This window comes from Neorhizobium galegae (genome assembly GCF_021391675.1).
Lineage (GTDB): Bacteria > Pseudomonadota > Alphaproteobacteria > Rhizobiales > Rhizobiaceae > Neorhizobium > Neorhizobium galegae_B.
In genome coordinates this window covers 810,277-835,871 of record NZ_CP090095.1, presented here as the reverse complement: position 1 = coordinate 835,871, position 25,595 = coordinate 810,277, and the positions used below count along the sequence as shown (strand labels likewise).

Annotated in this window: 24 protein-coding genes; 6 read left to right on the top strand and 18 right to left on the bottom strand. The window is 61.9% G+C overall.

Annotated elements, in window-relative coordinates:
* The first annotated feature begins 66 nt into the window (after positions 1-66).
* The 3 genes from LZK81_RS04065 to msrA all read left to right on the top strand — a co-directional run bounded on the left by LZK81_RS04065 (position 67) and on the right by msrA (position 3,899).
* Entirely contained in the window at positions 67-2,460 is a 2,394-nt protein-coding gene (locus LZK81_RS04065) for a phosphoketolase (RefSeq protein WP_233955265.1), read from the top strand.
* Between the two features lie 172 nt (positions 2,461-2,632).
* Positions 2,633-3,127, top strand: a complete 495-nt coding sequence (gene msrB / locus LZK81_RS04060; RefSeq protein WP_233955264.1) for a peptide-methionine (R)-S-oxide reductase MsrB — start codon at positions 2,633-2,635, stop codon at positions 3,125-3,127.
* 43 nt (positions 3,128-3,170) lie between these two features.
* Positions 3,171-3,899, top strand: coding sequence for a peptide-methionine (S)-S-oxide reductase MsrA (gene msrA, locus LZK81_RS04055; RefSeq protein ID WP_233955263.1), 729 nt, complete (start codon positions 3,171-3,173; stop codon positions 3,897-3,899).
* A gap of 61 nt (positions 3,900-3,960) precedes the next feature.
* On the opposite strand, the gene LZK81_RS04050 is transcribed toward msrA, so the two are convergent.
* From LZK81_RS04050 to LZK81_RS03990, 13 genes are all read right to left on the bottom strand, one after another.
* Complete coding sequence (locus LZK81_RS04050) at positions 3,961-5,421, bottom strand: MDR family MFS transporter (protein WP_046624960.1); 1,461 nt, start codon at positions 5,419-5,421, stop codon at positions 3,961-3,963.
* A gap of 164 nt (positions 5,422-5,585) precedes the next feature.
* A complete protein-coding gene (locus LZK81_RS04045; RefSeq protein ID WP_233955262.1) occupies positions 5,586-7,493 on the bottom strand; it encodes a sensor domain-containing diguanylate cyclase in 1,908 nt (635 codons plus the stop codon).
* Positions 7,494-7,605: 112 nt separating this feature from the next.
* Positions 7,606-8,055: a PTS sugar transporter subunit IIA gene (locus tag LZK81_RS04040; protein ID WP_046603314.1), complete on the bottom strand. Its 450-nt coding sequence runs from the start codon at positions 8,053-8,055 to the stop codon at positions 7,606-7,608.
* A gap of 28 nt (positions 8,056-8,083) precedes the next feature.
* Positions 8,084-8,776, bottom strand: coding sequence for a response regulator transcription factor (locus LZK81_RS04035; protein WP_046611409.1), 693 nt, complete (start codon positions 8,774-8,776; stop codon positions 8,084-8,086).
* The gene (locus tag LZK81_RS04030) at positions 8,773-11,478 is read right to left on the bottom strand and encodes a sensor histidine kinase (RefSeq protein ID WP_233955261.1); all 2,706 of its coding nucleotides are present in this window, start codon (positions 11,476-11,478) and stop codon (positions 8,773-8,775) included. Before LZK81_RS04030 ends, LZK81_RS04035 begins: the two co-directional genes overlap by 4 nt.
* A gap of 176 nt (positions 11,479-11,654) precedes the next feature.
* On the bottom strand, positions 11,655-12,224 hold the full coding sequence (gene kdpC / locus LZK81_RS04025; protein WP_233955260.1) for a potassium-transporting ATPase subunit KdpC: 570 nt from the start codon (positions 12,222-12,224) through the stop codon (positions 11,655-11,657).
* 68 nt (positions 12,225-12,292) lie between these two features.
* Positions 12,293-14,380, bottom strand: coding sequence for a potassium-transporting ATPase subunit KdpB (kdpB, locus tag LZK81_RS04020; protein ID WP_233955259.1), 2,088 nt, complete (start codon positions 14,378-14,380; stop codon positions 12,293-12,295).
* 57 nt (positions 14,381-14,437) lie between these two features.
* Entirely contained in the window at positions 14,438-14,590 is a 153-nt protein-coding gene (locus LZK81_RS04015; protein WP_155414613.1) for a hypothetical protein, read from the bottom strand.
* A gap of 21 nt (positions 14,591-14,611) precedes the next feature.
* Complete coding sequence (kdpA, locus tag LZK81_RS04010) at positions 14,612-16,315, bottom strand: potassium-transporting ATPase subunit KdpA (RefSeq protein ID WP_233955258.1); 1,704 nt, start codon at positions 16,313-16,315, stop codon at positions 14,612-14,614.
* 65 nt (positions 16,316-16,380) lie between these two features.
* A complete protein-coding gene (locus LZK81_RS04005) occupies positions 16,381-16,470 on the bottom strand; it encodes a K(+)-transporting ATPase subunit F (RefSeq protein ID WP_007760774.1) in 90 nt (29 codons plus the stop codon).
* 311 nt (positions 16,471-16,781) lie between these two features.
* Positions 16,782-16,946, bottom strand: a complete 165-nt coding sequence (locus LZK81_RS04000) for a hypothetical protein (RefSeq protein WP_233955257.1) — start codon at positions 16,944-16,946, stop codon at positions 16,782-16,784.
* 11 nt (positions 16,947-16,957) lie between these two features.
* Positions 16,958-17,248, bottom strand: a complete 291-nt coding sequence (locus LZK81_RS03995; protein ID WP_046603308.1) for a hypothetical protein — start codon at positions 17,246-17,248, stop codon at positions 16,958-16,960.
* Positions 17,249-17,259: 11 nt separating this feature from the next.
* A complete protein-coding gene (locus tag LZK81_RS03990; protein ID WP_233955256.1) occupies positions 17,260-17,439 on the bottom strand; it encodes a hypothetical protein in 180 nt (59 codons plus the stop codon).
* 234 nt (positions 17,440-17,673) lie between these two features.
* On the opposite strand from LZK81_RS03990, the gene LZK81_RS03985 reads away from it, so the two are divergent.
* Positions 17,674-18,921 (top strand): NAD(P)/FAD-dependent oxidoreductase, encoded by a 1,248-nt coding sequence (locus tag LZK81_RS03985; RefSeq protein WP_046611403.1) that lies wholly within the window; start codon positions 17,674-17,676, stop codon positions 18,919-18,921.
* A gap of 113 nt (positions 18,922-19,034) precedes the next feature.
* Positions 19,035-20,345, top strand: a complete 1,311-nt coding sequence (locus LZK81_RS03980; protein WP_418936492.1) for an NAD(P)/FAD-dependent oxidoreductase — start codon at positions 19,035-19,037, stop codon at positions 20,343-20,345.
* A gap of 8 nt (positions 20,346-20,353) precedes the next feature.
* Here LZK81_RS03980 and LZK81_RS03975 read toward each other — a convergent pair whose 3' ends face one another.
* Positions 20,354-21,010: a TetR/AcrR family transcriptional regulator gene (locus LZK81_RS03975; RefSeq protein ID WP_046611402.1), complete on the bottom strand. Its 657-nt coding sequence runs from the start codon at positions 21,008-21,010 to the stop codon at positions 20,354-20,356.
* A gap of 218 nt (positions 21,011-21,228) precedes the next feature.
* Positions 21,229-21,759 carry a gluconokinase gene (locus LZK81_RS03970; protein ID WP_046624952.1) on the bottom strand — a complete coding sequence of 177 codons (531 nt, stop codon included), beginning with the start codon at positions 21,757-21,759 and terminating at the stop codon, positions 21,229-21,231.
* 163 nt (positions 21,760-21,922) lie between these two features.
* On the opposite strand from LZK81_RS03970, the gene LZK81_RS03965 reads away from it, so the two are divergent.
* Positions 21,923-23,161: a TadE/TadG family type IV pilus assembly protein gene (locus tag LZK81_RS03965; RefSeq protein WP_233955254.1), complete on the top strand. Its 1,239-nt coding sequence runs from the start codon at positions 21,923-21,925 to the stop codon at positions 23,159-23,161.
* A 3-nt stretch (positions 23,162-23,164) separates the two neighbouring features.
* Here the strand turns inward: LZK81_RS03965 and LZK81_RS03960 are convergent, their stop codons facing one another.
* The 3 genes from LZK81_RS03960 to LZK81_RS03950 all read right to left on the bottom strand — a co-directional run bounded on the left by LZK81_RS03960 (position 23,165) and on the right by LZK81_RS03950 (position 25,540).
* Positions 23,165-24,196, bottom strand: a complete 1,032-nt coding sequence (locus tag LZK81_RS03960) for an AbrB family transcriptional regulator (protein WP_233955253.1) — start codon at positions 24,194-24,196, stop codon at positions 23,165-23,167.
* Positions 24,197-24,367: 171 nt separating this feature from the next.
* Positions 24,368-24,850 carry an iron-responsive transcriptional regulator RirA gene (gene rirA, locus LZK81_RS03955; RefSeq protein WP_233955251.1) on the bottom strand — a complete coding sequence of 161 codons (483 nt, stop codon included), beginning with the start codon at positions 24,848-24,850 and terminating at the stop codon, positions 24,368-24,370.
* A 327-nt stretch (positions 24,851-25,177) separates the two neighbouring features.
* Entirely contained in the window at positions 25,178-25,540 is a 363-nt protein-coding gene (locus LZK81_RS03950) for a metalloregulator ArsR/SmtB family transcription factor (protein ID WP_233955249.1), read from the bottom strand.
* Between the last annotated feature and the right edge of the window lie 55 nt (positions 25,541-25,595).

Sequence of the window (25,595 nt, the reverse complement as noted above, 5' to 3'; positions counted from 1 at the left end):
GGGGACACCCTTTCCCGTTCACGACAGATGCTTCCGATCAACTCGCCCTCTCGAAGGAGCAAGAAGATGCAGTCAAACACACCCTCGCCCGTCATGCCGGAAATCAGCTCCGCGGAACTGGCGCTCATCGACCGCTACTGGCGGGCGGCGAACTATCTCTCCGTCGGGCAGATCTATCTGCTCGACAATCCGCTGCTGAAAGAACCTCTGAGGCCGGAGCATATCAAGCCACGGCTGCTCGGCCATTGGGGCACCACGCCTGGCCTCAACTTCATTTACGCGCACCTCAACCGGATCATCCGCAACCGCGATCTCAGCATGATCTATGTCTGCGGCCCCGGCCATGGCGGACCGGGCATGGTCGCGAGCACCTATCTCGAAGGCACCTATAGCGAGATCTACCCCGAGATCGGCGAGGATGCGGCCGGCATGCGAAAACTGTTCCGGCAGTTCTCGTTCCCAGGCGGCATTCCGAGCCATGCGGCGCCGGAAACGCCCGGCTCCATCCATGAAGGCGGCGAACTCGGCTACGCGCTGGTGCATGCCTTCGGCGCGGCCTTCGACAATCCGGACCTGGTGGTCGCCTGCGTCGTCGGCGACGGTGAGGCCGAGACCGGGCCGCTTGCCGCGAGCTGGCATTCGAACAAGTTCCTGAACCCCGCCCGCGACGGCGCCGTGCTGCCGATCCTGCATCTCAACGGTTACAAGATCGCCAGCCCGACTTTGCTTGGCCGCATGGCTGACGAGGATATCGACCATCTTTTCCGCGGCTACGGCTATGAACCGTTCTTCGTGGAGGGCCACGAGCCGGACAAGATGCACCGGCAGATGGCTGCCACATTCGACGCTGCCTTCGACCGCATCCGGGCGATCCAGGGCCAGGCTCGCGAGGGCAAGGCGCCCGAAGCCTGCCCGCGCTGGCCGATGATCGTGCTGCGCAGCCCGAAAGGCTGGACCGGCCCCAAGGAAGTCGACGGCAAGATGGTCGAAGGTTTCTGGCGCGCCCATCAGGTGCCGGTCTCCGGCTGCCGCGAGAACGACGCCCATCGCAAGATCCTCGAGGACTGGATGCGGAGCTACGACCCGCAAGACCTCTTCGACGGCAATGGCCGGCTGAAGGATGAGTTGCGAGCGCTCTCGCCCGGGGGCGAACGCCGCATGGGGGCCAACCCGCATGCCAATGGCGGCCTGCTGCGCAAGGAACTCCTCGTGCCCGACATCCGCGACTATGCGGTGCCGGTGAAGACGCGAGGTGCCGACATGGTCCAGACGACGGAGATACTCGGCAGATATCTGCGCGACGTGATGAAGCTCAACGACATCAATTCCAACTTCCGGATCTTCGGCCCGGACGAAACCGAGTCCAACCGGCTCGGCAATGTCTTCGAGGTGACCGACCGTGTCTGGATGGAAAGGATCGAGCCCTACGACGTGCACCTGTCGCGGGACGGCCGGGTGATGGAGGTGCTTTCCGAGCATCTCTGCCAGGGCTGGCTGGAAGGTTATCTGCTGACCGGCCGGCACGGCTTCTTCTCGTGCTACGAGGCCTTCATCCACATCGTCGATTCGATGTTCAACCAGCATGCAAAGTGGCTGAAAGTGTCGCGCGAGCTGCCGTGGCGCAAGCCCGTCTCCTCGCTCAACTACCTACTCACCTCGCATGTCTGGCGGCAGGACCATAACGGCTTTTCTCACCAGGATCCGGGCTTCGTCGATCTCGTCGCCAACAAGAAGGCGGATATCGTGCGCATCTACCTGCCGCCGGATGCCAATACGCTGCTCTGGATCGGCGATCACTGCCTGAAGACCTGGGGCCGGGTCAACGTCATCGTCGCCGGCAAGCAGCCGGAACCGCAATGGCTGACCATGGACGAGGCGATCCGGCATTGCGAGGCCGGCATCGGCATCTGGGACTGGGCAAGCAACGAGAGCGGCGCGGTCGAGCCCGACGTGGTGATGGCCTGCGCCGGCGACGTGCCGACCCTGGAGACGCTTGCAGCAGTCTCCCTGTTGCGTGAAGCGATCCCCGACCTAAGGATCCGTGTCGTCAACGTCGTCGACCTGCTCGCCCTGCAGTCCCAGGACCAGCATCCGCACGGCCTGCCCGACGAGGAATTCGACCGGCTGTTCACCGCCGACCGCCCGGTGATCTTCGCCTATCACGGCTATCCCTATCTCATCCACCGGCTGACCTACAAACGCACCAACCACCAGAACATCCATGTGCGCGGCTTCATCGAGGAAGGCACGACTACGACGCCCTTCGACATGGCGGTGCTGAACGAACTCGACCGGTTCCACCTCGCCATCGAGGCCATCGAGCGCGTTCCGGGACTGAAGGAAAAGGCAGCGGGCGTGGTCGATATGCTGAAGAGCAAGCTTGGCGAACACACCCGGTATGTCCGCGAACATGGCGAGGACATGCCGGAAATCCAGAACTGGAAATGGCCGGCGCGCTGACGCCGTATCCACGAAGGTTCCCGGCCTTCGGGTCGGCGCCTTCGCCCGGTTCGGGAACCTTGGCTTTCGACGCGAGATCACGTTTCGGTGTTTCCCGGCGATGTGTGTAACCAATCGCGCACCTCTTCCGTAATCATGCAGGAAAGCAGATTATGGACCGGGAGGTTCCGCCATGATGAACAGACGCATATTCTTGGCCGGCAGCGCGCTGGCACTCGCCGTAGTCCCTCTGGCCGCGAGCATTCGCTCGACGTTTGCGGCGGCCGGAAACAGTTTCCCCGTGACCCATACGGCTGACGAGTGGCGCAAGCTTTTGACGCCGGAGCAGTACAATATCCTGCGCGAGGAAGGCACCGAATATCCCGGCAGCAGCGCGCTCCTCAATGAGCATCGCAAGGGCACGTTCGCCTGCGTCGGCTGCGACCAGGCGCTTTTCTCCTCGGAGACGAAATTCGAAAGCGGCACCGGCTGGCCGAGCTTCTGGGCGCCGCTCGACAACGCCGTCGGCACGGTGAGCGACACGACGCTCGGCATGGTCCGCGTCGCCGTCAATTGCGCCCGCTGCGGCGGCCATCTCGGCCATGTCTTCGACGACGGACCGAAGCCGACCGGCCTGCGCTACTGCATGAATGGCGCGGTCATGAAATTCCGTGCCGTAGCGGCCTGATCCGCCACCCTATCCTTCATTCACTTCGGTTGAGGAAACCGCCATGAAAAACAGAGCGAAAACACCCTATACCCTCACCGCCTTTGCCGGCACGGCGCTGGTTCTGGCCGGCCTGACGTTTGGCGCGACCACCAGCGCCACGGCCGAGGAGGGAATTGCCATCCCCGCCCCCGCGATCGACCAGGCCGCGAGCACGGCTGCGACCGAAACCGCCATCTTCGCCGGCGGCTGTTTCTGGGGCGTCCAGGGCGTGTTCCAGCATGTCGAGGGCGTCAAGAACGCCGTCTCCGGTTATGCCGGCGGCGCCAAGGAGACCGCCGTCTACGAGACGGTCGGTTACGGCAAGACCGGCCATGCGGAAGCGGTTCGCGTGACATTCGATCCGAAGAAGGTCACCTACGGGCATCTGCTGCAGATCTATTTCTCTGTCGCCCATGACCCGACCCAGCTCAACCGCCAGGGACCGGATACCGGCACCCAGTACCGCTCGACCGTCTTCCCGACGAGCGAGGAACAGGCCCGCGTCGCCAAGGCCTATATCGGCCAGCTCGACAAGGCCAAGGTCTTCCGCGCGCCGATTGCCACGACCATCGAGCCGGGCAAGGCCTTCTATCCGGCGGAAGCCTACCATCAGGACTTCCTGACCCAGAACCCGACCTATCCCTATATCGTCTATAACGACCTGCCGAAGATCGAGAACCTCAAGAAGCTGTTCCCGAGCGATTACCGCGACAAGCCGATCCTGGTCGCACAGGCCGGCATCGGTAACTGAGACCCAGGGGTACAATTCCGCTAATCGCCGCCCGCCTGGCGATAGCGGCGTCTCGAAAGCCTCAGCTTTCCTGCACGGCCTCGGTGCGCTTCGTCACACCGGGAACGCAGAGGCAGGCGACGACGATCAGGGCGGTGATCAGGAACATCGCGATGAAGGTCATGTGCAGCGCATGTTGAAGCGCAAACCGGATGGGCGAGTCGGCCGCAAGCCCACCGCCGACCCCCTGCAACAGATCGCGCAATTCGTCGGAAGTAATCGGTCCCGAGACGGAATTGGCAAGGCCGTAGCTCAGCACGGCACCGAGAAGCGCTGCACCGAGCGTGCTTCCGAGATTGCGGGAAAAGACGTTGGAGGCGGTCGCGCTGCCTCGTTCGGACCAACCGACATTCTCCTGGATGATCACCAGGCCGGAGATATTGAGCAGGCCCATGCCGAAGCCCATCAGGAGCGAGCCTGCGCCGGCCTGGATGGGCGAGCTTTCCGGCGTCAGCAGCACCAGGAGAAACGCCCCAACCGGCACGAAGACGCTGCCGGCGATCATCAACGGCCGCAATCCGAAGCGCGGGAACATCCGCGAGGCGAAGGTCCCGCCGCTCGGCCAGCCGACCAGCAGCATGGTCAGCGTGAAACCGGCAACCAGCGGCGAACGGTTGAGCACCGTCTGCACGTACATGGGCAGGAAGGTTGTCAGGCCCATGATCGCCATGCTGGCGAGAAAGACCGCCGTATTGGCGAATGCGATCGGCCGCTTCAGCCAGAGCTGGAGGGAAACCATCGGGGCCTCGGCGCGCCGTTCCTGCCAGATGAAAAGGACGAAGCTGACAAGGAAGATCGCCAGCGAAACGAACATGTAGGCGGTGGCGCCTTCGGTTTCCGTGAGCGCGATCATCAGGGCGGAAATGGCCACGGCAAAGAGGCCCGCTCCCACAAAGTCTATCGATGCCGTGCGGGTCTGTTTTTCTTCGTGCAGGAAAAGGATGAAGGCCACCGCCGACATGATGCCGATCGGCACGTTGATCCAGAACACCCAGGCCCAGGGCAGGCTGTGGACGATGATGCTGCCGAGCAGCGGCCCGACGACCGCAGAAAGCGCCCAGACGCTGGCGAGATATCCCTGGACCTTGCCACGTTCCGCCCCCGGATATAGATCGCCGACGACGGTCATGATGACCGGCTGGATCGCGCCGGCACCGATGCCCTGCAACAGCCGGAAGGCGATCATCGACGGCATCGACCAGGCGAAACCGGCGAGAACGGAGGCGATCAGGAAGACCGCCGTGCCGAACAGGATGATCGGCTTGCGGCCGTAGATATCGGAGAGCTTGCCGAACACCACGGTCATTGCCGTCTGCGCCAGCAGGAAGGAGGAGAACACCCAGCTATAGAGGTTCAGCTGTCCGAGTTGGGCGGCGATCTGCGGCATGGCCGTCGAAACGATGGTCGCCTCGATTGCGATCATCGCCATGCTTGCCATGACGGCCGCAATGACGAGCGCCCGGTTGGAGCTTGGATTTGTCATGGATTCACCTGGGAACGCCGCGCGGCGAACACGATGGGGATGGATGTTCGGCGGTCAAACGGCCGTCGGCGGGGATGTTTCTTAGTATTCCCCTCCGGGCCGGCGTCAAGCGCGAAATCTGGCATTTATCAAGGATGTAACGCTGCCGTGACCGCGGCATGCGGTCAGACGGACTTGATTTCCGACCGGACGGTTGACCTCATCGCCTCGTCCCCGCCAGCCGCGACCTGATTGCGACCGTTGTTCTTCGCCCGGTAAAGCGCATGGTCGGCGCGCTCGAACAGTTCCGCAGTCGTCAGCTTGGCGCCCACAGCGGGATAGAAGGTCGCGGTACCGATGCTGATCGTCACATGACCCCAGGGAAGATTCTTCTCATGCGGCAATCGAAGACCGGCGACACGCAGGCGGATATTTTCCGCCGCCTTCAACGCGCCGGCGCCATCCGTATCCGGCAGGAGGACGGCGATTTCCTCGCCGCCATAACGGGCGGCGAGATCCTTCGACCGGCGGATCGAACCGCGCACTACATTCGCGAGCGCACGCAGGCATTCATCACCGGAGGCGTGGCCATAGGTGTCGTTGAAGAACTTGAAGCGGTCGGCGTCGATCATCAGAATGGAAAGCGGTGTGAGCTTCTGTGCGGCCTGCAGCACCATTTCTTCGAAATGGATATTGAAGGAGCGGCGATTGGCGAGCTGGGTGAGCTCGTCAGTATTGGCGAGCGCGTCCAGCTCCTCCTGGATGCTCTTCTGGCGCGTGACGTCGCGTGCGACGGCAACGATGCGGATATCGGTGCCGCCCGTACCCCCAGGCAGCCTGTTCAGCGTGGTTTCGAGCCATATCTGCTTGCCGTCGGCCCGTTTGCGACGGACGATCATGTTTTCCCTGGTCGATCCTTTCCGCAGGCGGTCCATGACCTGGCTGACGACGTCGTGATCGTCCTCATGCAGATTCTCAAGGAGATGGGTGCCGAGCATCGCCTCGGCGTCGACGCCGAATATCTCCCGGACGGATGGCGAGAGATATTCCCTGATCCCATGGCCGTTGAAGCGCTGGATCAGGTCGCCGGAGCCTTCCGCCAGTAGCCGGAATTCGGCTTCGCGCGCCACCAGAAGCGCTTCGCTCGCCTGCCGCAACATGATCTGGCGTCGCCAACGCCAAACCAGGAAACCGGTGATCGTCACCAGGATAAAGTAGGACGCCCAGCGTATCCGCGCGCCTCTCATCCAGGTCGCCAGCGCTTCGGACTTGGAGGCGGAGGCAAGCCCGACCATGCCGCTGTGCTCGCTCTGATAAAAGCCGCCGATGCGCTGCGTGTCGTCTATCGGTGAGACGTAGTGATAGGAACCGGAATGTCGTTGGCGAAGGTGGGTCGTGAAGAGATCGTAGGTGGAGACGCTCGATCCCAGCAGTGTCTGGAGGAATGGCGCGCGTGCCAGCACGACGCCGTCGCGGCGAACCAACAGGAACGAGCCTTCGCTGCCCAGGCCGAAGCCCTGAAAGAAATCGGTCAGGTCGGTGAGGATGAAGGTCGCAAGCGCAACTCCGCCGAAACTCCCGTCCGGATTGCTGATCCTTTGCGTGACGGGCAATATCCACTGGCCGGATAACTTGCTCTTCAACGGCCTGCCCAAAACGGGCTCCAGCGTGTCGGAGGATTGGTGGAATACGAAATATTCTGTATCCGAAAAATCGATACCGCTGGCGTCGATCGACGACGATGTTATAATCATCCGTCCATCGGCATCGAAAACGGAGAGAGCGTCGAGCCAGGGGGTCGTGTCAATCTGGCGCTTTATCAACCCTGTGATCTTTGCAGCCATGTTAGGCTCATCGCGTTCCTCCTCCATCTCGGTGACCACGGCCGCCAGCGGAAACTTCGCCATGTCGATCGTATCGTCGGCATGCTGCACCAGCGCCTTGGCCGTATGGATCAGCTCCGCCTCGATGTAAGCAACCTGGGATTTCCAACTGGAATATTCTCCCCAGACAATCAGGCCCACAAAGCCGAAAACGGCAAACGCAACCGCGACAAACGTCTTGGAGGGCAGAATTTTGATTACACCAGTCATCTCTCTCTCCCAAACCGACGCAACAGGACGGCTCAGGAGTTGCGACCCGCCAGTCAAATACATTAGGAAGAAGTCGTTTACTTTCGCCTAAATTATCTTACCCGTATTTTAATCATGGATTTGCTGGACAAAGCTGCGAATGAACGTCCTGCACGCCGTTGGCTCGCCGAATGGCTGCAACCACCTCCTCCTCTCGCACGCGTCGCGCGATACAGGACAGGATGTTCAGGTGGTCCGGACGGTTTTCCGGATTGAGGAGCAGGAACACGAGATCGACCGGCTCGTCGTCCACCGCCTCGAAATCGACCGGCTTCGCCAGCCGCACGAAAAGGCAGAAATTCCGCTCGAGGCCCTTCACGTTCGCATGCGGAATGGCGATGCCGGCACCGATCCCAGTCGAACCCAGAGTTTCGCGGTTGGTCAGCACCCGGACGATTTCGCCCTGATCGAGAGCCAGCCGTTCGGCGGCAAGCGCGGCGAGTTGCCGGATCAGGATCGCCTTGGACGGCGGCGCCAGATCGAGCACGATGTTCTCCGGCGGGAGGTAGTCACGCAGTTTCATGGGTCATGTCCATTGATCGGGTCTTGGCCTATTGGCCTTCCTGCAGCCGATAACCGACGCCGGTTTCGGTCAGGATGTATTGCGGCTGGTCCGGCGCCTTTTCGATCTTCTGGCGAAGTTGCCGCACGTAGACCCGCAGGTACTGCACGTCGGTCAAACCGTCCCAGACGTGTTCGAGAAGGAAACGATGGGTGAGGACCTTGCCCGCATGCTGCACCAGGATACGCAGGATATCGTATTCCTTGGGCGACAGCTTGACCTCCTTGTCCGCCACCTTGACGATGCGCTTGACGAGGTCGACCGAAAGCTCGCCGGTCTGGAAGATCGGCTTTTCGCCCTGGGTCTGGAGCCGGTGGCGAAGCGCCACGCGGATGCGGGCGACGAGTTCGTTCATGCCGAAGGGTTTCGTCACATAGTCGTCGGCGCCGAGTTCGAGCGCCTTGACGATGCCCGCCTCATCGGTGCGGCTCGACAGGATGACGATCGGCAGATCCAGCCCCTCGCCGCGCCATCTGGCGAGCAGATCGTGGCCGGCCATATCCGGCAGGCCGAGATCGAGGATGATCAGGTCCGGCTTCTCGGACTTGACGAGATCGATCGCGACCTTGGCATTCATCGCCTCGCTGACGGCATAGCCCTGGGTGGAGAGGCCGACGCGCAAGAGCTTGCGGATCGGGGGCTCGTCATCGACGATCAGGACGCGCACCGCGGTATTGGTCATTCCTGTTCTCCCAGAATGGGCATTTCGGCCGGCACCGGCATGCGGATCGTAAAGATCGCACCGGCACGATCGGAGCGGTTGGCAGCCCTGATCGTGCCGCCCATGGCCTCGATGAAGCCGCGGCATATGGAAAGGCCAAGCCCGGTGCCGGCCCGCACATGGTCACCTTTCCGAACGCGGTAGAAACTGTCGAAGATGCGCTCCAGATCGTCGCGCGGGATGCCCGGTCCTTCATCCATCACCGAGATAAGAACTGAATCGCCGTCCTGCCAGCCTCGAATGTCGATGACGGTCTCGTCGGGAGCATACTTGGCGGCATTGTCGATCAGGTTGAACAGGACCTGTTCGAACAGGACGGGATCGACCTTGAGCATCGGCATGTCGGCCGGAATGTTGACGCTGAGCCTGTGCCCGGAGGCGATCTTCGCGGCCCGGCTCAAGGCCGTGCCGACGATATCGCCGGCGAAATGGAAGGCGTAGTTCGGCTCCATGGCGCCGGAGCCGATACGGGTCATGTCGAGCAGGTTGGAAATGAAGCGGTTCAGCCGCTCCGACTCGTCGACGACGCTGGTCAGCAGTTCGGCGCGGGCCTCTTCGGGAATATCGGCGCCGAAATCCTTGAGCGTGCCGGCGGAGCCCATGATCGCGGCGAGCGGCGTCTTCAGGTCGTGCGAGATCGAAGTCAGCAGCGCGGTGCGCAGGCGGTCGGTCTCGGCGGCGAGCTGGGCCTTGTCGACGTCGGAGACGAGTTGGATGCGCTCGATCGCCAGCGCCGCCTGGTCGGCCAGCGCATCGAACAGCCGCTGCTGTTCGGGTGTCAGCAGCGGTCCCTGCTTGTCGTTGTCGAGGCCGATGACGCCGACCGCCTCGCGGCCGGTGCGCATCGGCAGGTAGAGGCGTTTTGCGCCCGGCAGCGTATCGGCGGCGCGGCCGGCCGGGCGATTGTGCTCCCAGGCCCATTTGGCGGCGGCGATATCGGCATCGACCAGCGTGTCGTCCGGCGGGTAACCGGCCTTGACGGCGATCGAGCCGTTTTCCGGTAGCAGGATGACCACCCGGACCTTCAGCATCGAGGCGATCTGGAAGGCGGTCGCCCAGAGCACATCGTCCAGCGTGCCGGTGCCGGCGAGCTTTTTCGAGAAGAGGTAAAGGTCTTCGGTGGTGCGGGCTCTTTGACGGGCGGCAGCAGCCTGGCGCTGGACGGCCGCCGTCAGGTTGGAAGCGACGACCGCGACGCCAAGATAAAAGAACAGCGCCACCAGGCTTTCCGGGTCCCGGACCGTAAACGTGTAGCGCGGCTCGAGAAAAAAGAAATTGAAGGAGAGCGCGCCAGCCACGGAGGCGAACAGGCCAGGTCCCAGCCCGCCGCGCACCGCTGCCGCCAGCACCGCCATCAGGAAAACGAGGGCAAGGTTGCGGACGTCGAGCGTCTGGTCGAGCGCAGCACCGGCGATGATCGCAAGAGCCACAAAGATCGTACTTTTGACGTAAGGCTTGAAACGGAAGGTCTTGGGCAGCTGCGCCGCCTTCAGGCCGCGTTTCGGTTCGCCTTCCTTGGAGTCGCCGGAGATGACATGGACGCTGATATCACCCGCATAGCGGATCAGGTCATAAGTGACCGACCCCTGCAAGATCTGCCGCCAACGCGGTCTGGCCGGGCGTCCGACGACGATATGGGTGAAGTTGTTGGCGTTGGCATAGGCGATGATCTCGCGCGACGGCTGCAGCGCAGGCAGCGTCACGGTCTCGCCGCCGAGCTGTTCGGCCAGCCTCATGTTGGCCGCCAGCCGGTCCTTGTCCTGTTCGGGCAGATTGACCGATTGCGGCGTTTCGAGATGCAATGCAGCCCATGGCGCCCGCAGGCGATCGGCCTGGCGGCGCGCGTACCGCACCAGGCTCGCACCGTTCCTGCCGTGGTCGAGGCAGACGAGCACCCGATCGCCGGCCGCCCAGGGGCCGGAAATGGCATGCGCCTGCATATGGTTCAAAAGCTGCTCGTCAACCCGCTGGGCGGTGCGGCGGAGCGCCAGTTCGCGCAGCGCCGTCAGATTGCCGGGGGAAAAGTAGTTCTCGATGGCACGCCGCGCCGTGGTCGGCACATAGACCTTGCCGTCGTTCAGCCGCTTGATGAGGTCGTCGGGGGTGATGTCGATGATCTCGACGTCGTCGGCCCGGTCGATGATGCTGTCCGGCACCGTCTCACGTACCCGGACACGGGTGATCTGTGCCACCACGTCGTTCAGGCTCTCGACATGCTGGATGTTGAGCGTCGAATAGACGTCGATACCCTGCGAGAGGATTTCCTGCACATCCATGTAACGCTTCGGATGGCGGCTGCCGGCGGCATTGGTATGGGCGAGTTCGTCGACCAGGACCAGAGCCGGGCGGCGCGCGAGAATAGCGTCGAGGTCCATTTCATCGAGCTGCTGGCCGCGATAGTCGATCGCCTTGCGCGGCACGATCTCGAAGCCCTCGACCAGGGCCTCGGTTTCCTGGCGGCCGTGGGTTTCGACCACACCGATCACCACGTCGAGACCGTCCGCCCTGCGGGCGCGGCCGGACATCAGCATCTCGTAGGTCTTGCCGACGCCGGGGGCCGCACCCAGGAAAATCTTCAGCCGCCCGCGCGCCTCACGCTCGGCATGCTCCAGAAGCGCATCCGGCGAAGGTCTGTTCTCACTCTCGCGACTGTCGTCGGGCATGCGGTTTGGTCTTTCGTGTCGGTGGGGGACACCCCCTCACCCAGCCTCCGCTTCGCTCGGCCACCCTCTCCCCGAGGGGAGAGGAGGACCGGAGACGTCGCAGCATAACTTTCTTCTCCCCAGCGGGGAGAAGGTGGCCCGAAGGGTCGGATGAGGGGGCGACGCAGCTCGCTACTTCACCGACTCATAGGAGCATCAAGCGCCATATTCAACGCCAGCACGTTGACCACAGGTTCGCCGAGGAACCCGAGTTCACGGCCTTCGACGTGGCCCTCAACGAGCGCGCGGACCGCTGCCTCGTCCATGTTGCGGGCCTTGGCGACGCGCGGTACCTGGAAGTATGCGGCTTCCGGCGAGACATGCGGGTCGAGGCCGCTGCCGGATGCGGTGACGAGGTCGATCGGCACGTCCGCGCTCGGGTTGGTGGCCTTTGCGGCTTCGTAGTCCGTCTTCACCCGGTCGATCAGCTTGGCGCTGGTGGGGCCGAGGTTGGAGCCGGAGGACGAGGCGGCGTTGTAACCGTCGCCGGCAGCCGACGGGCGACCGTGGAAATACTGGTCACCGGTGAATGCCTGGCCGATCAGGGCCGAGCCGACAACGGTTCCGCCCTTCTCGATCAGGCTGCCGTTCGCCTGGGTGGGGAATACGGCCTGGGCGATGCCGGTCATGGCGAAGGGGTAGATGAGGCCGGTAATGGCCGTGGTGGCGACGATCATGACGATCGCGGGACGAAGTTGCTTGAACATTGTCATTTCTCCGAAAAGCGTTTTCAAGCGAAGTGGAGGCCGGTTCGCGTGAAGAAAACGCGCGAAATTTAAGCGAGACCGATCGCGGTGATGATCATGTCGATCGCCTTGATGCCGATGAAGGGAACGAGGATGCCGCCGAGACCATAGACGAGCAGATTGCGGGAAAGCAGCGCGCCTGCGCCGATGGCGCGGTATTTGACGCCCTTCAGCGACAGCGGGATCAATGCGATGATGATCAGTGCGTTGAAGATGATCGCCGACAGGATGGCGCTTTGCGGCGTGGCGAGCCCCATGATGTTGAGCACGCCAAGCTGCGGATAGAAGGTCAGGAACATCGCCGGGATGATGGCAAAATACTTGGCGATGTCGTTGGCGATCGAGAAGGTTGTCAGCGCGCCGCGGGTCATCAGCAGTTGCTTGCCGATCTCGACGATCTCGATGAGCTTGGTCGGATCGCTGTCGAGATCGACCATGTTGCCCGCCTCGCGGGCGGCGACCGTGCCGGTGTTCATGGCGACGCCGACATCGGCCTGAGCAAGCGCCGGGGCGTCGTTGGTGCCGTCGCCGCACATGGCGACGAGCTTGCCTTTGGCCTGTTCCTCGCGGATCAGCGTCAGCTTGTTCTCCGGGGTTGCCTGGGCCAGGAAGTCGTCGACGCCGGCTTCGGCGGCAATCGCTGCCGCGGTCATCGGGTTGTCGCCGGTGATCATCACGGTGCGAATGCCCATGCGGCGCAGTTCCGCAAAACGCTCGCGGATGCCGCCCTTGACGATATCCTTCAGCTGCACGACGCCGAGCAGCTTGCCGTCACGGGCAACGGCAAGCGGCGTACCGCCGGCCTTGGCGATTTCGTCGGCGATCGCCTGCAGCTCGCGCACGATATCGGATTGCGGGCTGGCGGCGATTGCCGCGTTGCCGGAGACCGGCATCGTCCCCGAGCCGACATAGGCGAGCACCGCATCGACCGCGCCCTTGCGGATCTGCGAGCCTTCGAGATCGACGCCGCTCATGCGGGTCTGGGCGGTGAAGGGAACGAAGGTCGCCTTCAGGCTCGCCATGTCGCGGCCGCGGATCGCGTACTTTTCCTTGGCGAGCACGACGATGGAGCGGCCTTCCGGCGTTTCGTCGGCAAGCGAAGCGAGCTGGGCCGCATCGGCGAGATCCTGTTCGGAGACGCCGCGGACCGGGCGGAACGAGGTGGCCTGGCGATTGCCGAGCGTGATCGTGCCGGTCTTGTCGAGGAGCAGCGTGTCGACGTCACCCGCAGCTTCCACCGCGCGGCCGGACATGGCGAGCACGTTGAAGCGGACGAGACGGTCCATGCCGGCGATGCCGATCGCCGACAGCAGCGCGCCGATCGTGGTCGGGATCAGCGTCACGAACAGCGCAACGAGAACGATGATCGGGATCGAGCCGCCGGCATAGATCGCAAAGCTCGGGATCGTCGCCGTGGCGAGCACGAAGATCAGCGTCATGCCGGCCAGCAGGATGTTGAGCGCGATCTCGTTCGGCGTCTTCTGGCGCTCGGCGCCTTCGACGAGCGAGATCATCCGGTCGAGGAAAGTCGAGCCGGCAGCAGCCGTGATGCGGACGCGGATCCAGTCGGAGAGCACCTGCGTGCCGCCGGTCACGGCAGAGCGGTCGCCGCCGGATTCGCGGATGACAGGCGCGGATTCACCGGTGATCGCCGCTTCGTTGACCGAGGCGACGCCCTCGATGACTTCGCCATCGGAGGGAATGATGTCGCCCGGTTCGACGAGCACGACGTCACCGACTTTCAGGCTCGTACCGGCGACCATCTTGTACTGGGTGCGGTCGCTGCCCGAGAGCAGCTTGGCCTGGGTTTCGGTGCGGGCCTTGCGCAGCGAATCCGCCTGCGCCTTGCCGCGGCCTTCGGCGACCGCTTCGGCGAAGTTGGCGAACAGCACGGTGAACCAGAGCCAGAGATTGATCTGGAAGGAGAAGCCGAGATTGCCGTTGCCGGCCGCGAGGTCGCGGAGGAACAGGACGGTCGTCAGGACCGAGACCGTGGCCACGACGAACATGACCGGGTTCCGGGCAAGGGTCCGCGGGTTGAGCTTCTTGAAAGCATCGCCTGCGGCCGGAATGAGGATGCGAGTATCCATGATGCTCGCGGATTTTGCCTGGCTCATAAGAGACTCCAGCTTTGAAAATGAGTTGGCTTGTCAATCGAGGCGACGAAGGGTCGATCAGCCGCGCAAGACTTCGATCACGAGGACAACGGCAAGAATGACCGCCGTCATGATAAAAATTGCATAGGATCCGTAGGGGCTCTGCTCACCCTTGCCTCGCTTTTGCGAGGCAAGGGTGGACTGTCTGCGGAGGGCTTTGCGGATGCTCATGGCATTGCTCCCCTCGGTACCTCAGAAGGTCTGGCCGGCGATCATGACCAGGTGTTCGACGACGGGGCCGAGCGCTAAGGCGGGCATGAAGGTGAGGCCGCCGACGATCAGGATCGTGCCGACGAGCAGGCCGACGAAGAGCGGGCCGTCGGTCGGGAAGGTGCCTGCCGAGGCCGGAACCGTCTTCTTGGCGACCAGCGAGCCTGCAATTGCAAGTGCCGGGATGATCACCAGGAAGCGGCCCATCAGCATGCCGATGCCGAGCGTCACGTTGTACCAGGGCGTATTGCCCGCCAGGCCGCCGAAAGCCGAGCCGTTGTTGGCCGCAGCCGACGTATAGGCGTAGAGGATTTCGGAGAAGCCGTGCGGGCCAGCGGTGCCGATCGAGGCGACGGCGGACGGCAGCACCGTGGCGATCGCGGTGAACACCAGCATGGCAAGCGGCAGGCAGAGGATGGCAAGCACAGCCATCTTCATTTCCTTCGCCTCGATCTTCTTGCCGAGATATTCCGGCGTGCGACCGACCATAAGCCCGGCCACGAAGACTGCGACGATGATGAACAGGATGATGCCGTAGAAGCCTGCGCCGACGCCGCCGACGATGACTTCGCCGAGCTGCATGTTGATGAGCGGGATCAGGCCGCCGAGCGCCGTGAACGAGCCGTGCATGGCATTGACCGCGCCGCAGGAGGCCGCCGTGGTGATGACCGCAAACAGCGAGGACATGGCGATGCCGAAGCGGACTTCCTTGCCTTCCATGTTGCCGCCAGCAAGACCCAAGGAATGCATCAGCGGGTTGCCGGCTGCTTCCGCCCAGTAGGTGATGCCGACACCGACGACGAACAGGACGCCCATCGAGGCGAGGATCGCCCAGCCCTGGCGCTGGTTGCCGACCATACGGCCGAAGACGTTGGTGAAGGCCGCACCGATCGCGAAGATCGACAGCATCTGGATCATGTTGGAGATGTTGTCGGGATTCTCGAACGGATGCGCCGAGTTGGCGTTGAAGAAACCGCCGCCATTGGTGCCAAGCATCTTGATGGCCAGCTGCGAGGCGACCGGGCCGAGCGCGATGGTCTGCTTGGCGCCTTCCAGCGTCGTCGCCTCGACATAGGGTCCGAGCGTCTGCGGCACGCCGAGATAGACGTAGACCAGCGTCAGCACGATGCAGATCGGCAGCAGGATGTAGAATATGGCGCGGGTCATATCGACCCAGAAATTGCCAATCGCCTTGCCGGAAGCGCGCGAGAAGGCGCGGATCAGGCCGACGGCGATTGCCATGCCGGTTGCGGCGGACAGGAAGTTCTGCACGTTAAGACCCATCATCTGGGTCAGATAGGACATGGTGCTTTCGCCGCCATAGTTCTGCCAGTTGGTGTTGCTGACGAAACTGACGGCGGTGTTGAAGGAAAGCTCCGGCGGAACGGCGCTCATGCCGGCCGGATTATAAGGCAAGCCGGCCTGCAGGCGCATCATCGCATAAAGCACGAGGACGCCGAACAGGTTGAACATCAGCAGCGAGAAGGCATAGGAGGTCCAATGCTGGTCTTCGCGTTCGCTGGTGCCGGCCATGGCATACAGTCCCCGTTCGATCGGAACGAGGACGGGTGACAGAAAAGTGCGCTCGCCTGAAAAGACACGCGTCATGTAACCGCCGAGCGGTTTGACGAGCGCGATGATGATCCCGCAAAAAAGCAGGATCTGAAGCCATCCGTTGAGGGTCATTTGGGTTAACTTTCAATACCCGGCTGCTTGGCTGGAAGCGCCAGTTCTTTTCAAAAGCGTTCTTTTCAGAAGCGTTCGGGGCGAATGAGAGCGTAGGTGAGGTAGACGGTGAGGAACACGGTCACGGCACCGCTCAGGACATAATCGAGGATCATCGGAACTTCTCCCTTCAAAGCCTGTCGCAGGCGCGGGTATAGGCAAAGCAGAGGCCGAAAAAGACGACGGCGGTGCCGAGTAGAATGACGTCCAACATTGATCTGGACTCCTGTTGTTAAGGCGAGGCCGGACAAGACAAAGGGTGCCATCCCTGAAAGACGGCACCTTGATGTTTTCCGGCTTGGAGATGATCTTCTGCGATCTCTCGGTCCCTAATATGCGGCGCGACCGCATAGGGGTTCGAGAGAGGGCGCAGAGGAAAGAAATAAAAATCCTATAGGAATTTCGTTCTTTCCGGCGGCGGCTATCCTCAGGAAGCAGCCGCGAAGGTTATCGCATAAGCGGCGATCAGCACGATTAGCATGACTGCGAGCATGCCGAGAATGATGTTCGAAGCACGCAGGCGGTTCGGGTTCCCGAAAGGGCGGGAGCGCGGATAGACATTCCCGCGCATATAGTAGATGGCCCTGGACATCGGCATTCTCCTCACGCCCGTCCCACGATCTTCATGTGGGAGCTTTTCGCCGGAGAGCGACTGACCGGGGTCTCAAAAATTGGCCCGAGGCTCAAGGTCACGTCTTCCGGCACGCAGCAGACGGCACCGGGCTCATGATCGCTTTCGAACATGGCGAAATGCACCGCCGACGCCCGGTCGGTGAAGAGGCCGCCGATGAGACCTTCCCGGTCGGAGACAATCCAGCGGCCGCCGGCATCGCGGCCGACCGTGAAACGCACGCCACGCGAGGGAGGTTCGACTTTCGACATTGCCTTGTTCATCGCGTTTCTCCTCAAGCCACCATCACGGAAACAAGGCCTGCGGCGCAAAGGCCGAGGCCGATGACGCCGAGGAGCCTCAGGAAGACGCCGAGATTCGCATCGACCGGGCGATTTGGCTGCGACAGCCGGCGCTGCTGGGCTTTGGCTTCAGCAAGATGCAGGAAGTAAACGCTCCCCAAACGACCAAACATTTCAGTCACTCCTTGTTGGGATTGGCCCGCGGCATTGTTCGCGCGGAGCCGGCATCGAAACCGATGCACGATCCAGAAGGTAGCGACGGCGCCATAGGCTTTCGATTGGACGCGGCGGACGAAGAAATAGGGAATCCATATATGCAACCGCGATTTTTCATTTGCGCCGCAGCATTCCGGACGGCATGTTTGAAATCCTCGAACTATAAAAGACTTGGAAATGGAATTCAGATCATGACAGCAGATGCGATCGTGCTGGGAGCCGGCATTGTCGGCGTTTCGACGGCATTGCAGCTCGCCCGACGCGGCAAATCGGTGGTGCTCGTCGACCGGAAAGAACCCGGGATGGAGACCTCCTATGGCAATGCCGGTCTTATCCAGCGCGAAGGCGTCGTGCCCTATGGCTTCCCCCAGCAGTTCGGCCTGATCCTGCGCTACGCCCTGAACAACCGCATCGACGCGCATTTTCACTGGAAAGCCATTCCCTCGGTCACCTCGTTCCTGGCGAAATACTGGTGGCATTCGAACCTGACCCGCCACCAGCTGATCGCGCGCGCCTACGCGCCGCTGATCGAGCACTCCATCGCGACCCATAACGAGCTGATCGAGGAAGCCGGAGCCCAGGACCTGATCGCCAAGAACGGTTGGACGGAGGTGTTCCGCACCCGCGGCAAGCATGACGGCGAGATCGGCGAGGCCGAGCGGCTTCGCAAGGAATACGGCGTCGCCTTCAAGGAACTTTCGCCTGCCGATATCGCCGAACAGGAACCCAACCTATCCACCGATTTCGTCGGCGGCCTGCGGTGGGAAGACCCGTGGTCGGTCAAGGACCCGCTGGCGCTGACCCGCGCCTATGTGACACTCTTCGAAAAGCTTGGCGGCCGGGTGCTGAAGGGTGATGCCAAGAGCCTGTCGCAGACCAAGACCGGCTGGAGGATCGTCGCGGGCGACGGCACGGTGGAAGCCAAGGACGTGGTGGTGGCGCTCGGTCCCTGGTCCGATACGGTTACGAAACCGCTCGGCTACAATTTCCTGGTCGGCGTCAAGCGCGGCTACCACATGCATTATGCGGCCAAGGGCAATGCCAAGCTCAATGGCTGGACCATGGATGCGGAGCGCGGCTATTTCCTGGCCCCTATGAACCAGGGTATTCGCCTGACGACCGGGGCGGAATTCGCCCGCCGCGATGCGCCGAAGACGCCTGTTCAGCTGGAACGCGCCGAAGCGGTGGCGCGCAGCATCTTCCCGCTCGCAGAGCGGCTCGACATGGAGCCCTGGATGGGTGCCCGCCCCTGCACGCCGGACATGATGCCGGTGATCGGCAAGGCGCCGCGCCACGACGGCCTGTGGTTCGCCTTCGGCCACGCACATCACGGCCTGACGCTGGGCCCGGTGACCGGCCAGGTGATTGCCGAGGCGATCACGGGGCAGAAGACATTGATCGACATCTCGGCTTATCGTCCGGAGCGCTTCAACGCCTAGCTCTATATGAAAAGTGGGCTGGCCCCGCAAACAGCAGGAACTGTCGGAGTTTGCCTTGCGCGTGACCGGCGCCGAATGCGACGCCTATATCCGGATGGTGTGAGATGGCTTTCATGATCGGCGAAGATCGGGGCAAGACGAGCGACAACCCCCGCCACACGAATTCCTGGTACGCGGCTTCGGCAAAGGACAAGCGTGTCCGCCCTGCCCTCGATGGCGGCACGGAAGCGGATGTCTGCATTATCGGCGCCGGCTTCACCGGCATTTCTGCCGCGCTCGAACTTGCCGAACGCGGCTATTCGGTCGTGGTGCTGGAGGCGGAGCGCATCGGCTTCGGCGCTTCGGGACGCAATGGCGGCCAGATCGTCAACGGCTACAGCCGCGACCTCGAAACCATCGCCGGACGTTATGGCCGCGACAAGGCGGTGAAGCTCGGGGCGATGTCGCTCGAAGGCGGCGAGATCATCCGCAGTCGGGTGGCGAAATACGGGATAGACTGCGACCTCGTGCATGGCGGCTTCTTCGCGGCCTTCACGGACAAGCAGATCCGCGAGATGGAGCATCACAAGGCCGATTGGGAAAGATACGGCCATGGCGGGCTGGAGATGGTCTCGAAGGCCGAGGTCGGCAAATACGTGAAGACCGATCGATATGCCGGCGGCATGATCGACAGGCTCGGCGGCCACATCCACCCCCTCGACCTCGTGCTTGGGGAAGCCGCGGCGTTCGAAAGTCTTGGCGGACGTATCTTCGAGGCCTCGCGCGTGACCGGCCTCGACATGGGCGAAAGACCGGTGGTGCGGACCGAAAGGGGTTCGGTGCAGGCCTCGTATGTGCTGGTCTGCGGCAATGCCTATCTCTCCCCACAGTTTCCGGAGATCAGCGGCCGGATGATGCCGGTTTCCAGCCAGGTGATGGCGACCGAACCGCTCGACGCCGCGCTGATCGAAAGCCTGCTGCCGGCCAATTATTGCGTCGAGGACGCCAATTACATCCTCGACTACTACAGGCGCACTGCGGACAACCGGCTGCTCTACGGCGGCGGCATCGGTTACGGCGGTCACGACCCGAGCGACCTTACGGGCGTTATCCGCCCCAATATGCTGAAGACGTTTCCGCAATTGAAGGACGTGAAGATGGACTATGCCTGGAGCGGCAACTTCGCGCTCACCCTGACGCGTATCCCGCATATGGGAAAACTGTCGGACAAGGTCTATTTCTCGCATGGCGACAGCGGCCACGGGGTGACCACCACCCATCTGCTCGGCAAAATCCTCGGCGAGGCGGTCGCCGGCCACGCGGAACGCTTCGACATCTGGTCGTCGCTCCCCAACCTGCCCTTCCCGGGCGGCCGCACCTTCCGGGTACCGCTCACCGTGCTCGGCGCCTGGTGGTATGGGTTGCGCGACCGGTTCGGCATCTGATCAAGGGATCAGAGAGAAACCGGGAAGCTGCCTGTAAGGTAGTAGGTCGCCTGCGCCCGAACGATGGACTTGAACTGCGCCACGGTTCCGGCGGCTTCGTCTTCCGGAATCATGAGAGCCAGCCGCAGGGTGGCGCCGGCCATGTGAAACATCACCAGGAGCGTCTGTGCATAACTTTCTCGCAGAGGCTGCTCAACGAAAGGTTCGGTCGCCTTGTAAAATACGTCGACCTGAAAGCGGGTCTCGGCGATATCGAGGTCCGCAAGCGCCTTGTCCGCCTGGATGGCATTCAGGAGATCCTGGGTCGCGGGCCTTTCCCGCATATTGTAGTAGTACAAATCGAAAAGTTCGGCCGGTGCCTGCAACGCTTCTTCTGCCGTGGTAATCTTTCCGATCTGCTCCGTCACCAGGGTACGAACCTCTTCGGCGTAACTCTCGTAGAGCGTGGCGATGATGGCGGACTTGTTCGGGAAATACTGATAGACCGATGCGATAGGCCCGCCCGAGAGGGCGGCGATCTCCTTCATGGTCACTGCGTCGATGCCCTTCTGGCCGATCAGTTCCATGGATACTTTCAGGATTTCATCGATGCGCTCGCGGCTCCGCTCCTGTTTCGGCACCCGGCGAAGCGATCCCCGCCCCGGTACTTGCGTCGAATCTGGCATCCGCAAACCGTCTCCTCAAACACCTGTCAACCGCTGCCCTCGTTGCCGGTGAAGTCTCCGGTAACCCAAGGCAGAATTGCTTGAACACAAACTGTTTGTTTATACGACGCTCGAAGAGCATCGGATCACGAAGGGCGGTAAATTTTAGAATACTTTCCAGGCCGATGCACAAGACAGAACATCGGAGAAAACGAGAGCCTAAATCCTATTATCTATGCTCACAGGAGCTTAGCAATACCATCAAAAGCCTTATCGACGATGGTATTAAGACTTGCGTCGATGTCGACAGTCACGACGTCTGGCTCATATTCCGGGCTTTCCAGCGTCGCAAGCTGGCTCTGAAGCAGTGACGCAGGCATGAAATGGCCGGTGCGCGCGCCCATCCGTTGCTCAAGTACCTTGGGGTCGCCGGTGAGGAAGACAAAATAGAGCGTGCCGCCGCTCTCGCGCCGCAGCCGGTCCCGATAAGTCTGCTTCAGGGCAGAGCACGAGACAACCACGCTTTCGCCCCGTCCCCTCGCCCTGGCCAGTTCGTTGCCGATCAGATCGAGCCATGGCCAGCGGTCGTCGTCGGTCAGCGGAATTCCCTTCGCCATCTTGGCGACGTTCGCCTCCGGATGCAGACGGTCACCCTCCACGAACGCACAGCCGAGACGCGCGGCGAGGTGCTCGCCCACCGATGTCTTCCCCGATCCGCTGACACCCATGACGACGACTGCGAGAGGGGGCGTGAGTTCGATTGCGGGCATAACTGACTTCCATTGATAACGCGTTCAGCAGGCGACAAGGCCGAATTAGGAAACTCGGGTTAACCGCGGATTTTCCAATTTTCTTACGAGAACCTTAGAGGAAATACGATAAATACTCACTTTCAAACGAATTCCATTCTCCAATCCACTGAGATCCACGATCATGCGGCGACTCATCAATATTATTGCGATTCGCGTTTATCACATCCTGCGCGATACGGGCGGCAATTTTGCGATAGCGACTGCTCTCGCGCTGCCGGTCCTCGTGACCACCGCCGGCGGCGCGGTCGATTTCGCCCAGGCCTCGTTCGAACGCGGTCGGCTGCAGGGTGCGCTCGATGCGGCCGTGCTCAGCGCCGTTGCAAAACCTGATATCGCCAGTCAGCGCCGGGAAGCGCTACGCTTTCTGACCGATACGGTTCCGGAAGACACCGACCTCGACACCGCGCTTATCGTCGCCGGAAATGCCGACGGCAGCCTGACGGGAACCTATGCCCAAGGTGTCCCCACCAATTTCCTCGGCCTCCTCGGTATCCACACCATCGACGTCAAAGTCCGATCCACCGCCATCGCAAACAGGAATCCGAAGCCTTCAGGCGCATGCATCTACGTGCTCGGCAATGCATCGCAGGCGGTTCTGATCAATTCAGGCGCGAATGTGCAGTCGGAGAAATGCGGCGTGGAGGTCAGTTCGACCCAGAACCCGGCCTTCATCATGAATAGCGGGGCGACGATCGATACGGCCAGCTTCTGCGTTGCCGGCACCCAGTATATCAAGAACGGCGGGACGCTCAGCAACCTGAAGCCGGGCTGCAAGGTTTCCGGAGATCCCTATGCCGGCAGCATTGCCGAGCCGACCGTCTCCTCCACCTGCACTACCAGCGGCACAAAGGACGGAGCGGTGCAGGAAATGGCTCCAGGCGTCCATTGCGGCACCACCTTCAACGGATCGCCGAAGATCACGTTCAAACCCGGCCTCCATATCATCAAGGGCCGAATGATCATCAATTCCGGTTCGACGGTCGTCGCAGAGGGCGTGACCTTCTATTTTCCCGACACAGACAGCGAAATCCGCGCCAATGGCAGCTTGAGCTTCACCGCATCGGCGCCGACCAGCGGCACCTACAAGGGCATCCTGATGTTCGAAAAGACCAGCGATGCCGCCAACAATGCCCGCAAGCAGCAATACATCTTCAACGGTTCCAATGGCGAAATTCTCAAGGGAGTGATCCATCTTCCGAACCGCGACGTCACCTACAATTCGACGACGAACCAGACGAACCTCATTACGCTGGTGGTCAATACCATGATCATGAACTCGTCCAACTGGCAGATCGAACCCTATACGGGAGCTGCTGGTGGAACCGGCTCCGAGATTTCATCGGTACGCCTCGTCAACTGACGCTCAACGCTGCCGGGCGTCCTTGCCCAGCACGATTGGCATCAGCACCGACAGGAACATCAGCCGCAACACGTGGTGGGCACCGACATAGGTGGGGTCGGCATGCAGCATGACAGCCATCGCCGACATTGTTTCGAGCCCACCCGGCGCAAAGGCGATCAGCGCCGCATCGAGCGGCACGCCGGTCAGATATGAAACCCCGCCGGCAATCGCCGCCGCAAGCGCGATGACGACCACGGTCACCACGCCGCCGGCCACGAAAGAAGTGCGCAATTCGGTGATCGATACGCCGCAGAAGCGCGTGCCGATGACCGAACCGAGGATGACGTAGGTGGGGACCAGCAGCCAGTTCGGAACTCCGCCGCTGATGAACCCCGTCACGTGCGTGGCGATCGACACCACGACGCCGCCAAGCAGCAGCGCCGCCGGAAAATTCCAGCGCATGAATAGAAGGCCGAACAGCGCCGACACGGCGAGCATGACCAGGAGAACGGGCGCGCTCATTACCAGAGGCGCCAGAACCGGGTCGGCGCCGACGAGATCGAAGACTTCCACGATCAACGGGACCGTAATCGTCAGTGCCAGCACGCGCACGCTCTGGCCGACACTGACGGCACGCAGGTCGCAGCGGGTTTCGGCAGCAAGGCTCAGCACATAGCTCAAATGGCCGGGGGAGGAGGCAAGAAGCGCTGTGATCCGGTCATAGTGGAAGAACCGCTGCAGCACCCACGAGCTTGCATAAAGCAGGATCACGACCGCCACGAGCACCATGACAAAACTCAGAGGCCAGGTGCGCGCCGCGACGATCACCTCCGGCGTCACGGTCGCCCCCATCGACACGCCGACGATGATGAAACAGGCGTTGCGGACCTGCGCCGGCACCGCCAGGTTCAACCCGGCAAGCCCCGCAATGGTGATCGCGATTGCCGGACCGATGAGGTAAGGAGCTGGAAAAGCTATGAGAATTGCGATCAGCGCACCGGCAGTGCCGATCAGCGCAGTCAGCGCGAAGGTGCGCAGTTCCGAAAGGGGCATGGCTTAGTCCTGAAGGCGCCACAGGAAGGAAAACTGACAAAAGCCAGTAAAACGCCTGGTCCCCTTCTATTGCAAATGGGCGGGAGGTCAACCTCTTCTGCCGCATATGGGGGACAGCAAAAAGGCGCCGGCCTCAACGGCGGCGCCTTCAATAGGCATGAACGGGCAGGATCAAGCGGCCGGCGCGACGACCTTCGGGATGGCCTTCGGCAGGTGCAGCATATCGATGCCCAGCAGGAAGTTGATCTGCGGGCGCGCCTTGACGAGGTCGTCGATCGTGTATTCCGCGAGCACGTCGAAGAAAGCGTTGAGCGCCTTGCGAAGCGCGGCGTTCAGGCCGCAGCTGTCAACAAGCGGGCATTCCGCGACCCCCTCTTCGAAGCACTCCGCCATGGCAAAGCTGTCTTCCGTCACCTTGATGACATCGAAAAGGGTGATGCGGTCAGCAGCGCGGCCAAGCCTTACGCCACCGTTGCGGCCGCGCACGGTCTCCACCAGACCGGCCTTGTTGAGCGGCTGGAGGATCTTGAAGAGGAAGAGTTCGGAAACGCCGTATGCTCTTGCAATCTCGGGGATACGGCTGAGGTGGCCTTCGTTGGCGGCACAATACATCAGCATCCGTACTGCGTAATTCGTCTGTTTGGTCAAGCGCATGCTGGTCTCCCGAGACTGGTACCCACCCTATATAAAGGCTCCGCTAGTTTTGAACAATTCCAAAATAAGAAAATTGTCATCAAGTTTCGCGCTGCGCCAGCTTGCCTTCATCCGCGCGGAATTCAAGCGGCGAATTGTTCGTCCACACAAACGGAGACCCGGAAGGCCGAGGTTCAAGCTAGATCCTGTTGACACAAGTGCGACAGTAGAATCTTTGCTGCTGCATTCCTCATCTATTTGCCAAACGTGGTCGCCATCAACGCCGCTCAGTTTCGCCGAGCTTCGGAGTTCCTGGATCCGCTTTTATCCTGAAAAAACGAGCCAGCGCTAGTCGCTTCCTTCCGCCGCACCGGTCTTTGCGTCTGCGATCTCTCGGCTTTCCTTCTTGATTGGGCGCGCGACAGGGCAGACTTCTTGCACGAAGCCGTTCAGCGTGTTGGCAAGATTGTTGGGCACGATCGAATAGTGGATGAACTGGCCTTGTCGCTCCTTGGCGATCAGGCCGGCATTCTCCAGCACGCCGAGATGCTGGGAGATCGAAGGCTTAGACATGTCGAAGCGCGACGCGATCTCCCCCGCCGTCAGCGACGTATGTGCCAGATAGGCCAGGATGCGCCGGCGCGGCGCTGAGGCCAGTGCCTCAAAGACGCGCTGTAACGAGCCATTCGAACTCAACGCTTCTTCCATCATCTCGTTCGACTTCTGCATTACCACGTCCAACCTCGCAGACATTAGGATTTAGGCT